This is a genomic window from Bradyrhizobium sp. A11, from assembly GCF_042077125.1.
Taxonomy (GTDB): Bacteria; Pseudomonadota; Alphaproteobacteria; order Rhizobiales; family Xanthobacteraceae; genus Bradyrhizobium; species Bradyrhizobium japonicum_B.
On sequence record NZ_CP149509.1, the window covers coordinates 41,408 to 54,941 of the forward strand.

Here is a 13,534-nt window from a genome sequence, read left to right on the forward strand (position 1 = left end):
CGGTCATGTATTTGCGTCCGCCTGAGGGCCCAGCGCCTGGTAAGAGATCGCTGCTCGGATTGATTCCGGGGCGGTCCGCAGTCGTGTGGGTCGTGGCCTTCAGCATCTCGGTGAACCTGCTGCTTCTGGTCGTTCCCCTCTATTCGATCGAGGTGTTCGACCGGGTGATCAGCAGCGGCAGCGTTGAAACGCTTGTCGGTCTCACGATGATCGCCGCAGCGGCTCTCGTCTTCAGCGCCGCTTTCGATATCTTGCGTAGCCGCCTCCTCAGCCGGTTCGCGGTTGGCTTCGAGCGGTGCGTCGCTCCGATCGTCCTCGAAGGCACCATCGTGGACGCGGCAAGTCGCGGCGATGGAGGGACGCACGATCTCGTCAAGGTCCGCGAGCTGAGAACCTTCTTGGCGAGCGGCACCGTTACGACGCTCATCGATGCGCCGTTCCTTCCTGCCTTCATTCTCATCCTGTTCTTCCTCCACGCCTGGTACGGCGCCATCGCTCTGGTCGGCACGGCGATCCTGCTGGTGATGGGCATCATCAGCCGGCGGATCGCGCGGACCGAAACGGCCGACGCGACGGGAGCCGCATTGCGGACGCAGGCTGCCCTGGACGGGATCGTCCGCCATGCCAGCCTCGTGCGCGCGATGGGGTGGACCCTCGGCGCGGTTCGCGAGTTCATGCGGCTCAACGATCAGGCGATGTCGCCCGTCGTTCGAGCCAGTGAACGTGTCTATGCGATTGGCGCCGCCGCGCGCATGGTCAGGACGATCCTGCAGATTGCCGCGATCGGAGCGGGCGCTTGGCTGGTTCTTCAAAATGAGGTGCTCTCGGGCAGCCTGATTGCGAGCTCACTGCTGGTCGCGCGCACGCTCCAGCCCATGGAAAGCCTGATCTCAGCCTGGCGCGCGCTCACATCCGCACAGGAGGCCTGGACGCAGGTCCAGGCCGCCGCTGCACCGGTGTTGGCGCGAAGGAGAAAGACATTGCTTCCGACGCCGTCCGGCAGGCTGGTCGTCGATCGCGTGGTTTACCGGCCCGCTGGGGCCAAACGCCCGATTCTCGCGGGTATAACCTTCGAGTGCCGTCCCTCGCAAATCGTCGTCGTCATAGGTCCGACGGGCGCCGGGAAATCGACCCTGCTGCGGCTGATGGCGGCCCTCGAGCTGCCGAGCAGCGGCACGATCCGGCTGGATCATGCCGCTCTCCATAATTGGGATGCCGATCAGCTTGGCAAGTACGTCGGATATCTTCCCCAGGACGTGCAGCTCGTGGGTGGCACGGTCGCAGAGGCGATCGCCGGATTCGACGAAAGCGCGCGCGACGAGGACATCACCGCGGCAGCGATGCTCGCGCAGGCGCATGACATGATCCTTTCCCTGCCATCCGGCTATCAGACGGAGATCGGTCGCGATGGCAGCAAGCTCTCGGGTGGTCAGCGCCAGCGAATTGGCCTCGCCCGAGCGTTCTTCGGCGACCGCAAGTTGATGCTGCTGGACGAACCGAATGCCAATCTTGATCCGGACGGCGAGGAAGCGCTCTGCGCTGCGGCCTTGCAGGTCAAGGCTCGCGGCGCAACGCTGGTCATCGTGACGCACAGGCCTCGCCTGCTGACGATCGCGGATGCCGTGTTGCTGCTGAGAGATGGCATGCAACTCGCCTTTGGCCCGCCGAGCAAGGTTCTGCCCCTCCGTCTCTCCGAGGTCACACCGATATCGAAGGCGGCCGACGGCCAGCGCGAACAAGGGTCCCGCGTGCTCAGGACCGGAGGAGCGAGTCGATGACCTCGCAAGGCCACGGTCGCAACATCGTCATTCCCCGCCAAGTGATGAGCGGCGATCGGCGGTCGGCATCCGGCGAACCACGCTCCGACATGCGGCGCATCGTAGTGTGGGGGTGTGTGTTGCTCGTCCTGCAGTTCTGCTGCATCGGCGTCTGGGCGACCACCGTTCCGCTGCGCAGCGCTGTCGTGGCGTCAGGCTTCATCAAGGTGCATTCGAAGCGCAAGGCCGTGCAGCACCTCGAGGGAGGCATCATCAAGTCGATCCTGGTCAGGGAGAATGATCGTGTCCAGGCCGGCCAGGTGATTGCGCGGCTCGATACAACGCAGATCGAGGCAATGCTCGGTTCGCTTGAGACGAAACTGTTTGCGGACCTTGCGATGGAAGCGCGATTGGCTGCCGAACAGGCCGGCGAAACGGAAATACGGTTTCCGGATGAGTTGCGAAGAAGTTCCGCTGCGGCCGCGGGCGTTGCTGCACTCACCCAGCGGGCCGAGTTTGCGGCGCGGTTGACGGCGATCGATGGTGAGCGAAAGCAGATCGATCAGCAGATGCTGCAATTGGAGGACACCATTCGCGGCCTCGAGGGCGACACAAGGGGGGCAGAACAGCAACTCGCGCTCTTGAAGGAAGAAATCGGGGATATGAGTTCCCTGCTCGCCAAGGGGCTCGCGCGGAAGCCGCGTTTACTGGCGCTGCAACGGAGCCAGGCTGAAACGGAAGGCCAGATCGCCCGCAATGCAGCATCGATCTCGCAGGCACGAACAAAGATCGCCGAACTGGACGACAGGCGTCGACAGTTGGAGTTGAACCAGAAGCGGGACATCGCGAAGCAGCTGCACGCCACCAGCCAGGAAATCGGCGATCTTCGACATCGAATTGCCGCGTTGCGTGATCAGCTTGTTCGGTCCGAACTGCGTGCACCTGAAAGTGGGAAGGTCGTCGGCCTCAACAGCAGGGATCTCAGTGCCGTGCTTGCGCCCAGGGAAACTCTTCTGGAAATCGTCCCTCTTCAAGATCGGCTCGTCATCGAGGCGACGCTGAAGCCGACGGACAGGCAGGAGGTTTATGTCGGACAGACGGCGCGCGTGCGCGTCCTCGCATTGAACATCCGGCGAATACCGATGCTGGATGCGAAGGTCGTTGCAGTCGCCGCGGACGCGCTGAACGACTCGAAGACGGGCGTTGCCTCCTACATGGCGGAACTCGAGCTAGGTACCGCCACGCAGACAGCATATTACCTATCGTCATTATTGCCCGGAATGCCCGTCGAGGTGTTCGTCGAGACGGGAGAAAGAACCTTTGCGGAGTATTTGCTGCAGCCCATGGTGCTGCGGATCCACCGCGCTTTCAGGGAGAGTTAGGCTGCCGGCGCAATGCCGGCGGCATCGATATTGCGGGAGGAGCGCTTGCACGAGAATGGCAAGGTACTGCCCCATTGGCAGAACGGAATCGGGTTCTATCCCACGGAGAGCGTACGCTCGACGATCGATGCCGAGGGCCTGGTAGAACAATTTGCGAGCCCTGCCGACGAGAGCGTCGGCCAGATGGCGATGGAGCATTTCGGGAGGGGGATTGCCGAGCTGCTTGAATGCCGCAGCTGCTATATTGCGGCGGCGATGCGTCGCGCTTCCGGCCAGCGATTGCTTCAGGCGGGGATCGGGCAGGCGACCATCGACCCCTCGTGCACGGCCGTGGTGGCGCGAATTGCTCGCAAGGGCGCCAGCACAGGCTGTACGTTGCTCGAACCGGTCCATATGCGCACCACTTTCGTGCGAAAGCTGATCGGGCTTGAGCCGGATATGAAAGGTCATTCCGTGATCGGAAGGTTCGCTGCTTGCGAGGGCGTAACCGTCGTCTTTGTCGCGGGATGGCGTCAATCGGGACTTACGCGGGCTGAGGTTCCATGCCTGGTGCGCGCGGTGCGTGCGATCTGGGAGACCGCCCACGATCTGGTGCGGTTGCAGCAGCGCCAGGAAGATGCGGCGACCTGGCTTGGAGTCCTGGCCTTTCCTGCGCTCATCGTCGACGAGGATCTTCGCGTTCACGAAATCAACGGCAGCGCGCAAGCGCTGATCGCCAAGGGCGAACTCCTCAGGGCGAATGGAGACAGGTTGGCCGGGCACGACAGTTCGGTGACGGCCGCCTTGAAGGAGGCGATTCGCGAATCCTTGAGTTCGCGCGCCGATCGGGAGTGGCTGGATACAACCGTACCTCTTTCAACCGAGCGCGAGCGATTTGCCTTTGCCAGGATCGGGGCTGCGCCGCCGCCTTGCGATACCGGAAAAGCGCTCGTCATCGTGCCGCAGCTCGATGAGGTGTCGGGAGCGCATCGCATTGCCGCGGCTTTCGGCTTGAATTTCGCGGAAGAGCGGATTGTCACCCGGATCCTTCAAGGTAAGTGTCCGCGAAAGATCGGTGCTGAACTGCGGCTGACCGAAGCAACGGTGAGAACCTACACAAAGCGCATCATGCTCAAATTGGGAATCAACCGGCAATCCGAGTTCTTTGTGCTTCATCATCTCACGCAATCGCCGTTCGGCTCGGGCCTGCGCGAGAAATCAGTCCGCCAGTTTGCGTCCGTCTCACGGTTGCGCGGATAGCTGCACTATTTGGAGAGGGCCTGATCGGCGACTTCAAAGATCGATGTTTGAAAAGTTCATGATGACACCAACCCGTCCGCCCGCAACGACCTCCTTCCTTCTTTCGACCCTGATTGTGGTCCTTGTGCTCGCAATCCCTGGGAATGGCCTTGCCGAGCGCATTCAGCTGGGAATGCCGATCGCCTGCGAGCCCGGGAAGACTTGCTACATTCAAAACTATACGGATCGGGACCCGTCACCGGCAGCAAGGGACTTCAAATGTGGCACGCTGACATACGACGGGCACAACGGAACTGACTTTCGGCTTCCCTCGCTGCAGGCGCAACGGGTTGGCGTTGACGTTCTCGCGTCCGCAAGCGGACGCGTCCTTCGAACCCGGGAAAATCTGCCGGACGGAGCGTTCCACAAAGGCGCGCGCGAGGCTGTTCGCAACGTCGAATGCGGCAATGGCGTTCTCGTCCAACACGACGATCATTGGGAAACGCAATATTGTCATCTGGCAACGGGCAGTCTTCGGGTGAAGACCGGCGACACCGTCACGCGAGGGCAGCCGCTGGGCCGGGTAGGTCTATCGGGTCTGACCGAATATCCTCACCTCCACTTCACCGTCCGGCACAACGGCTCGATCACGGATCCTTTCGCCCACGGCGCGAGCCCGGAGTCCTGCGGCGGCGGGGAGATGCTCTGGGATCCCGCACTGCAGGCGCGGCTTCGCTATCAGGAACGGGCCGTTCTGAACACGGGTTTTGCGACGACCCCGGTGACGATGGAATTCATCGAGGACGGAAGAACGGACGCGGAATTGCCTTCGGCGGCGTCGGCGGCAATCGTCGCCTTTGTGCGTATCATCGGTCTGAAATCGGGCGACGTTCAGCGACTTGTCTTGAGCGGGCCCTCCGGCAAGGTGATTGCCGCGAACAACGCGCCCGTCGAGAACAATAAAGCGCAAGCTTTTCTATCCACCGGCCGGAAGCGCCCCGCCAATGGCTGGGATCCGGGCACCTACAAAGCCGAATATACTGTCGAGCACGCCGGCCAGGTCGTGCTGAGAGAGCTCTGGGAACTTCCGGTTCAATCGCATTGATCCGATGTTTCCTTTGCTCTGCGAGAGCCCGCAATTGCCGGCCATGGCTAAAACCCCTCGTACGCGCATCCCCCTGGTTCCGTCGGTTGCCCAAACGGCCCGCGACCGGTAATAGGGCCATTGAAAGGATCACACCATGTCGGACATGCGCTTGATTGTTGCTGGGGCCGGCGGCCGGATGGGCCGCGCGCTGGTGCGGGCGATTGCCGAAAGCAAAGGCGCGGTGCTGGCCGGCGCGCTGGAGGCCCCCGGCTCGGAGCTGCTCGGCAAGGATTCCGGCGTGCTCACCGGCCTGCCGGCCAACGACATCAAGCTCTCGGCCGATCTCTGGGCGATGTCGAAGGAGGCCGACGGGATCCTCGATTTTACCGTGCCGGCCGCGACCATCGCCAATGTCGCGATCGCCGCCGAACGGGGAATCGTCCATGTTGTCGGCACCACCGGGCTCTCGATGTCCGACAACGCCGTGATCAAGAGCGTCACCAACCGCGCCGTCGTGGTGCAGTCGGGCAATATGAGCCTCGGCGTCAACCTGCTTGCCGCCGTGGTCAAGCGCGTCGCCAAGGCGCTCGACCAGAATTTTGACATCGAGATCGTCGAGACCCATCACCGCATGAAGGTCGATGCACCCTCGGGCACCGCGCTGATGCTGGGCCAGGCTGCGGCGGCCGGACGCGGCGTCACCCTCGACGACCATTCCGAGCGTGGCCGCGACGGCATCACCGGCGCGCGCAGGCCGGGCAATATCGGCTTTGCCTCGTTGCGCGGCGGCACCGTCGCCGGCGACCACAGCGTGACTTTCCTCGGCCCGTTCGAGCGCCTGACGCTGTCGCATCAGGCCGAGGACCGCATGCTGTTCGCCCACGGCGCGCTCAAGGCGGCGCTATGGGCGCATGGCAAGGCGCCGGGGCACTACTCCATGGCCGACGTGCTCGGCCTGTCCGACATCTGAACAACACGGAAAAGCAGTCAATGAGCGAACGTCTTCTCGTGCTCGTGCGCCACGGCCAGAGCGAATGGAATCTGAAGAACCTGTTCACGGGCTGGAAGGATCCCGATCTCACCGAGCTCGGCGTGAAGGAAGCCACGGAAGCCGGCCGCAAGCTGAAGGCACAGGGCCTCGTGTTCGACGTGGCCTTCACCTCGGTGCTCACGCGCGCGCAACACACGCTCGACATCATCCTTAGTGAGCTCGGCCAGACCGGCTTGCCGACCTCGAAGAACCTCGCGCTGAACGAGCGCGATTACGGCGATCTCTCCGGCCTCAACAAGGACGACGCCCGCAAGAAATGGGGCGAGGAGCAGGTGCTGATCTGGCGCCGCTCCTACGACGTGCCGCCGCCCGGCGGCGAAAGCCTGAAGGACACGCTGGCGCGCGCGCTGCCCTATTACGTGCAGGAGATCCTGCCCGGCGTCCTCAACGGCAAGCGCACGCTGGTCGCCGCCCATGGCAATTCGCTGCGCGCGCTGATCATGGTGTTGGAGAAGCTCTCGCCCGAAGGCATTTTGAAGCGCGAGCTCGCCACCGGCGTGCCGATCATCTACCGCCTCAACGCGGATTCGACCGTGGCCTCGAAGCTGGACCTGGCGGGTTGAGGTTTCTTTGCCTCTCCCCGCTCGCGGGGAGAGGCCGGATTGCATCGGAGATGCAATCCGGGTGAGAGGGGGACTCTCCGCGAATCCAACTGTCACCGTCCCTGCGGAGACTCCCCCTCACCCCGACCCTCTCCCCGCAAGCGGGGCGAGGGAGAAGAACTTCACTGCAGCCCCAGCTGCCCGGCTTCCCAGCCCAGCATCGCCTGCTTGCGGGTGATGCCCCAATGATAGCCGGTGAGGGTGCCGCTCTTGCCGAGCGCGCGGTGGCAGGGCACGACGAATGAGACCGGGTTCTTGCCGACCGCCGCACCGACGGCGCGCGAGGCCTTCGGGCTGTTGATGTTGCAGGCGATGTCGGAATAGGACACCGCGCGGCCCATCGGGATTTTCAGCAGCGTCTCCCACACCCGCACCTCGAAGTCGGTGCCGATCATCACCACGCGCAGCGGCTGATCCGGCCGCCACAGCCTGGTGTCGAAGATGCGCGCAGCCAGCGGCGCCGTGCCCTCGTGGTCTTCGACATAGGTAGCGTTCGGCCAGCGCCGCGTCATGTCGGCGAGCGCGATCTTTTCCTCGCCGTGGTCGGCAAAGGCAAGCCCCGACAAGCCGCGATCGGTCGCAATCACGATCGCGGTGCCGAACGGGGAGGGATGAAAGCCGTAGCGCAAGGTGAGGCCGGCGCCGCCGTTCTTCCATTCGCCCGGCGACATCGCTTCGTGCGTGACGAAGAGATCGTGCAGCCGGCCCGGGCCCGACAGGCCGGAATCCAGCGCGGCGTCGAGAATGCTGGCGGAGTCGCGCAGCAGGCCCTTGGCGTGGTCGAGCGTCAGCGCCTGCATGAAGGCCTTTGGCGTGATTGAGGCCCAGCGGCGGAACAGATGGTGCAACTCATCCGGCGTGACGCCGGCCGCATCGGCCATCGCCTCGATGGTCGGCTGGGCGCGCCAGTTTTCCGATATGAAGGCGATCGCCCGGCGCACCGAATCGTAGTCGCGCAACGCGGCGTGCTGGGGCCCCGGCTTGGTCAAGCGCTGGTCATGTATGGCGAGTGTCATCATGGCCGGAAATGTAGGAGAGGGGCGGGTGGGAAACCACCCGATTTCCGATGCGGCATCAGCGGATCGGATTGTAGGTCGGCCCGCGCTTGGCGGCATTGAGCGCTTCAATCAAGCCTTTGTAAAAACTTGCTTTTTCCTCTGGTCCCAGAAACCTCGCGATCTGGATCTGGCGGCCGCGCGAGATCAGATAGAGATGCTCGATGCCGAAGTCCTCGTCGACCTCCAGATCGATCCGGACCCAGAGCGGATTGAACGTCCATTCGGCGACCTGGCCGCGATGGCTGATGCGCTTCACGCGCAGTTCGGAGGTGGTGACCGTGATCTCCTCGCGGGCGCGGGCGGTGCGGAAATTGGCCTTGAAGGCCCACCATACCACGAGCACGTCGAGGCCGAAGAAGCCGAGCACCGGCCAGGCACCCTTCATCAGGAAGGCGAGGCCCGTGGCAAAGCTGACCACGCTCAGGAACAGCATCACGGCGAGGAAGCCGGTGCGGTTCAGCGAGCGGTGCGGCGTCAGCAGCGCAGAGAAGATCTGCACCTCGCGCGGATCGGGATCGCTGTGCTCAATTTCGTTGCCTGCGCTCATGGTCCATCAGTATATCCCGATCATGGCGAAAATCACCCGCAAGCCGGCGCCGCGCAAAGCGCCCGTGCCGAACAAGGCAAAGGCCGTCGTAGCGAAGCCCAAGCCCGTCAAGACCAAGCCCGTCAAGACATCGGCTCCGGCGAAAAAGCCGCTTAAGGCCGCCAATTCCTCAAGGCCCTGGACGCCGGCCGAGGTCTACGACGCCTTCAGCCGCTTCCGCAAAGCCAACCCGGAGCCGAAAGGGGAGCTCGAGCACGTCAATCCATTCACGCTGCTGGTCGCCGTGGTGTTGTCCGCGCAGGCGACCGATGCAGGCGTCAACAAAGCCACGCGCGCGCTGTTCGAGGTCGCCGACACCCCGCAGAAGATGCTCGACCTCGGCGAGGAGCGCTTGCGCGACTACATCAAGACCATCGGTCTCTACCGCACCAAGGCGAGGAACGTGATCGCGTTGTCGGCAAAGCTGCTCAGCGAGTTCGGCGGCGAGGTGCCGCGCACGCGCGCCGGGATCGAGTCGCTGCCCGGCGCCGGCCGCAAGACCGCCAACGTCGTGCTCAACATGGCCTTCGGCGAGCACACCATGGCGGTCGACACGCATGTCTTCCGTGTCGGCAACCGCACGGGGCTGGCGCCCGGCAAGACGCCGCTGGAGGTCGAGCTTGGTCTGGAAAAGGTGATCCCGGCCGCGTTCATGCTGCATGCCCATCATTGGCTGATCCTGCACGGCCGATATACCTGCCTCGCGCGCAAGCCGCGCTGCGAGGTCTGCCTGATCAACGACCTCTGCCGCTGGCCGGAGAAGACGGTCTGAGCGACGGCGCCGTCACCGCATCTGCCGCGCCGGCGCGATCAGCTCCGGCCGCGGGCCCGACAGCCGCTTGTGCATGTGGACCATGAAAGCCATGGCGAAGATCGGCGTCGCCAGATTGACGATCGGGATCGAGACGAAGGCGGCGATGAACAGGCCGGCGGTGAAGATGGTCGCGGCATTGTCGCGCCGCATCGCCTTGGCTTCCTCCGGCGGGCGGAAGCGCATTGCCGCGAGCTCGAAATATTCGCGGCCCAGGAGCCAGGCCGTGGCGAGGAAGAAGATCAGAAAGCCGGCACCGGCGAACAGCACCAGCGGCAGCGCGGCGAGATAGATCAAAATCGTCAGCAGCGCGGTCTTGACGCCCTCGAGCATGGCCTGGCTGACAGGCAGCGCGACGCCCGGTTGCTCGGCGGGGTAATGCTCGCGCTCGACGATGTCGGCGACGTCGTCGACGAACAGGCTCGCCACCAGCGAGGTGATCGCGGGCATCAGGAAGATGCCGCCGAACACGACGCCGAGGCCCGCCGCGATCGAGACGATCCAGGAGAGGATTTCGATGGACGAATGCCAGCCGGGTCCGAGCAATTCCTCCAGCCAGACCGCCCCGGAGGTTGCGAACCAGCTGAGCAGCCGCTGCAGGCCAATCGCCAGAACGATGATCAGCACCAGCGCCAGCCCGATCGATCGCCACAGGATCGAGCGCATCGGCGGCGAGATCATTTGCGACAGCGCCTTGATGGCGGCATCTAGCATGGGGCACCCTTTCACGAAACGACCTGCGAGAGGTAGACACCCAACGCGGTTTCGGCAAGGGAGGGGATTGTTCAAGGCACGGCCGTGCCCCGGACGCGGTGAAGCGTGCAACGCTGCTCCGCAGAGCCGGGACCCATTGGCTTGCCGCGAGATGGACCCCCGGCTCTGCAGCGCACCCCTCGCTGGACGATGCTTCGCATCGCCAGGGAAGTGCTGCGCTGCGTCCGGGGCACGCAAGCCTCAGGCCTATCCGTGCCGGTGCCCGTGCTTGCGCGCTTTCGCCGGCTTCCCATCGCCGGTCGGGATCATCACCACGCGGCCGTAGCGGACGCCGCGTTCGGCGATGATGTGGTCGGCGAAATGCTTGACCTCATCCGCCGACCCCTTCAGCGCCGTCATCTCCATGCAATTGTTGTCGTCGAGATGGACATGGAGCGTCGCCAGCGCGAGATCGTGATGGCCGTGGAATTCCTGCACCAGTCGTTTCGACAGATCGCGGGCGGCGTGATCGTAGACATAGACGAGACCGGCGACGCATTGGCCGGTCTGCGCGGTGTCCTCGGTGCTCTGCTGCAGGCCGGCGCGCGCGAGGTCGCGGATGATCTCGGAGCGATTCTGATAACCGCGCGCTGCCGCCGCCGCGTCGATCTCCGCCAACAAATCGTCCTCGATCGTGATCGTTATCCGCTGCATCGGGCCCTCTCGCGCGTCTCGCTCAAACCGCTCCTGCATAGCCCGGACGGAACGTAGCTCCATCCGGGACGATCTGGCGAGCTTGCGTCACAGCTGCGTTGCGCGCAAGCGCAGCGCATTGCCGACCACGCTCACCGAGGACAGCGCCATCGCCGCCGCGGCGATGATCGGCGAGAGCAGCAGGCCGAAGGCCGGGTAAAGGATACCGGCCGCGATCGGAATGCCGGCGGCATTGTAGATGAAGGCGAAGAACAGGTTCTGGCGGATGTTGCTCATGGTCGCCTGCGACAGCTTTCGGGCGCGGACGATGCCGACGAGATCGCCCTTGAGCAGGGTCACGCCCGCGCTCTCCATCGCGACATCCGTGCCGGTGCCCATGGCGATGCCGACTTCGGCGGCGGCCAGCGCCGGCGCGTCGTTGACGCCATCGCCGGCCATCGCGACGATGCGGCCGGCCTTTTGCAGCTTGCTCACCACCGCGCTCTTCTGATCCGGCAGCACCTCGGCCTCGACCTCGGCGATGCCGAGCCGGCGCGCCACCGCCTCGGCCGTAGTGCGATTGTCGCCGGTCAGCATGATCACCTTGATGCCTTCGGCAGCCAGCGCTTTCAATGCCTCCGGGGTCGATGCCTTGACCGGATCGGCGATCGCGAACAGGCCGGCAAGCCGGCCGTCGACGGCCATGTTGATCACGGTGGCCCCGTCCTGGCGCAGCCGCTCGGCCTCGGCGTCGAGCGCATTGGTGTCGATTCCGATCGAGACGAGATATCTGGCGTTGCCGAGCACGATGGTCTTATCCTCGACCTTGCCGGTGGCGCCCTTGCCGGTCGGCGAGTCGAAGTGCTCGACCTGGCCGAGCGCAAGCTGCTTCTCCTTCGCTGCACGCATGATGGCGTCAGCCAAGGGATGCTCGCTGGCGCGCTCGACGCTGGCCGCAAGCCGCAGGATGTCGTTTTCCGCAAAGCCGGCTGCCGGCACGATCGCGACCACCTTGGGCTTGCCCTCGGTCAGCGTGCCGGTCTTGTCGACCACCAGCGTGTCGATCTTCTCCATCCGCTCCAGCGCCTCGGCGTTCTTGATCAGCACGCCGCCCTGCGCACCGCGGCCGACGCCGACCATGATCGACATCGGCGTCGCCAGGCCCAGCGCACAGGGGCAGGCGATGATCAGCACGCTGACGGCGGCGACGAGACCGAAGGCGAGCCGCGGCTCCGGCCCGAACCAGGCCCAGGCGGCGAAGGCCGCCAGCGCGACGACGATCACGGCGGGCACGAACCAGCCGGCGACCTGATCGGCCAGGCGCTGGATCGGCGCACGCGAGCGCTGCGCGTCCGCGACCATCTGCACGATTTGCGACAGCAGCGTCTCGCGGCCGACCTTGTCGGCGCGCATCACGAAGCTGCCCGACTGGTTCAGCGTGCCGGCAATGACCTTTGCACCGGCTTCCTTGGTGACGGGCATGGATTCGCCTGTCACCAGGGATTCGTCGAGCGAGGAGCGTCCCTCGAGGATGATGCCGTCGACCGGCACCTTCTCGCCGGGCCGAACGCGCAAGCGGTCGCCGGCATGAAGCGTATCGATCTCGACCTCGTGCTCGCTGCCATCGGCGTCGACGCGGCGTGCGGTCTTCGGCGCCAGCTGCAGCAGCGCCTTGATCGCGCCCGAGGTGGCGTCACGCGCGCGCAGCTCCAGCACCTGGCCGAGCAGCACCAGCACGGTGATGACGGCGGCGGCTTCGAAATAGACTGCGACCGCACCTCCATGGGCGCGGAACGTGGCGGGGAAGATCTGCGGCGTGACGGTGCCGAGGACGCTGTAGACATAGGCAACGCCCGTGCCCATCGCGATCAGCGTGAACATGTTGAGGTTGCGCGTCAGCAGCGATTGCCAGCCGCGGACGAAGAACGGCCAGCCGGCCCACAGCACAACCGGCGTGGCGAAGGCGAGCTGGATCCAGTTCGAGAGCGTCGGGTCGATCCAATTGTGCGGACCGGCGAGATGGCCGCCCATCTCCAGCACCACAGCCGGCAGCGACAGCACGCCGCCGATCCAGAACCGCCGTGTCATGTCGGCGAGCTCGGGATTCGGCCCGGTCTCCAGGCTTGCGACCTCCGGCTCCAGCGCCATGCCGCAGATCGGGCAGCTGCCGGGACCGACTTGGCGGATCTCGGGGTGCATCGGGCAGGTGTAGATCGTGCCCGCGGGCATCTCGGGTTCGGGTGCCTTTTCCTTGGCGAGATATTTGGCGGGATCGGCCGCGAACTTGGTGCGGCAGCCGGCCGAGCAGAAATGGAAGGTCTCGCCGTGATGGGTGAGGTGGTGCTTGGAGGTCGCGGGATCGACGCTCATCCCGCAGACGGGATCTTTGACCTTCGGGGCGCCCTCGCCAGCGTCATGCGCGTGATGATGCACGTGGCCGCCGTGCCCGCCGCAGCAGGAGGACGCCGCCGGCTTGGCCGCTTCCGTCTTGGCAGAACACCCGCATCCGGAATGTCCGCCCGCGTCGTGATGATGCCCGTGTTCGTTCATAACCCTGCTCCGGCGCCTGTACCCGGGTCTTGCAACCCATACCCGG

The 13,534-nt window shown here is 64.8% G+C and carries 12 protein-coding genes; 7 read left to right on the top strand and 5 right to left on the bottom strand.

Going from position 1 to position 13,534, the window contains the following annotated elements; translation table 11 throughout:
• Positions 1-92 precede the first annotated feature (92 nt).
• The 6 genes from WI560_RS00220 (at position 93) to WI560_RS00245 (ending at position 7,058) form a co-directional block, all read left to right on the top strand.
• Positions 93-1,778, top strand: a complete 1,686-nt coding sequence (locus tag WI560_RS00220) for a type I secretion system permease/ATPase (protein WP_375306427.1) — start codon at positions 93-95, stop codon at positions 1,776-1,778.
• Positions 1,775-3,139, top strand: a complete 1,365-nt coding sequence (locus WI560_RS00225) for an HlyD family type I secretion periplasmic adaptor subunit (protein WP_375306428.1) — start codon at positions 1,775-1,777, stop codon at positions 3,137-3,139. The genes WI560_RS00220 and WI560_RS00225 overlap by 4 nt, the downstream gene beginning before the upstream one ends.
• 45 nt (positions 3,140-3,184) lie before the next feature.
• On the top strand, positions 3,185-4,378 hold the full coding sequence (locus WI560_RS00230; protein WP_375306429.1) for a helix-turn-helix transcriptional regulator: 1,194 nt from the start codon (positions 3,185-3,187) through the stop codon (positions 4,376-4,378).
• A gap of 58 nt (positions 4,379-4,436) precedes the next feature.
• A complete protein-coding gene (locus WI560_RS00235) occupies positions 4,437-5,462 on the top strand; it encodes a M23 family metallopeptidase (protein WP_375306430.1) in 1,026 nt (341 codons plus the stop codon).
• Positions 5,463-5,598: 136 nt separating this feature from the next.
• Positions 5,599-6,414, top strand: coding sequence for a 4-hydroxy-tetrahydrodipicolinate reductase (dapB, locus tag WI560_RS00240; protein WP_375306431.1), 816 nt, complete (start codon positions 5,599-5,601; stop codon positions 6,412-6,414).
• Between the two features lie 20 nt (positions 6,415-6,434).
• Positions 6,435-7,058, top strand: a complete 624-nt coding sequence (locus WI560_RS00245) for a 2,3-bisphosphoglycerate-dependent phosphoglycerate mutase (RefSeq protein WP_257179077.1) — start codon at positions 6,435-6,437, stop codon at positions 7,056-7,058.
• Positions 7,059-7,219: 161 nt separating this feature from the next.
• Here the strand turns inward: WI560_RS00245 and WI560_RS00250 are convergent, their stop codons facing one another.
• On the bottom strand, positions 7,220-8,116 hold the full coding sequence (locus WI560_RS00250) for a bifunctional helix-turn-helix domain-containing protein/methylated-DNA--[protein]-cysteine S-methyltransferase (RefSeq protein ID WP_257179076.1): 897 nt from the start codon (positions 8,114-8,116) through the stop codon (positions 7,220-7,222).
• Between the two features lie 55 nt (positions 8,117-8,171).
• Complete coding sequence (locus tag WI560_RS00255; protein WP_375306432.1) at positions 8,172-8,702, bottom strand: DUF2244 domain-containing protein; 531 nt, start codon at positions 8,700-8,702, stop codon at positions 8,172-8,174.
• A 22-nt stretch (positions 8,703-8,724) separates the two neighbouring features.
• On the opposite strand from WI560_RS00255, the gene nth reads away from it, so the two are divergent.
• A complete protein-coding gene (gene nth / locus WI560_RS00260) occupies positions 8,725-9,513 on the top strand; it encodes an endonuclease III (RefSeq protein ID WP_375306433.1) in 789 nt (262 codons plus the stop codon).
• A gap of 12 nt (positions 9,514-9,525) precedes the next feature.
• Here nth and WI560_RS00265 read toward each other — a convergent pair whose 3' ends face one another.
• From WI560_RS00265 to WI560_RS00275, 3 genes are all read right to left on the bottom strand, one after another.
• Positions 9,526-10,266 carry a sulfate transporter family protein gene (locus tag WI560_RS00265; RefSeq protein WP_375306434.1) on the bottom strand — a complete coding sequence of 247 codons (741 nt, stop codon included), beginning with the start codon at positions 10,264-10,266 and terminating at the stop codon, positions 9,526-9,528.
• A gap of 246 nt (positions 10,267-10,512) precedes the next feature.
• Positions 10,513-10,959 (bottom strand): nickel-responsive transcriptional regulator NikR, encoded by a 447-nt coding sequence (gene nikR, locus WI560_RS00270; RefSeq protein WP_375306435.1) that lies wholly within the window; start codon positions 10,957-10,959, stop codon positions 10,513-10,515.
• 87 nt (positions 10,960-11,046) lie between these two features.
• A complete protein-coding gene (locus WI560_RS00275; RefSeq protein WP_375306436.1) occupies positions 11,047-13,488 on the bottom strand; it encodes a heavy metal translocating P-type ATPase in 2,442 nt (813 codons plus the stop codon).
• Positions 13,489-13,534 lie beyond the last annotated feature (46 nt).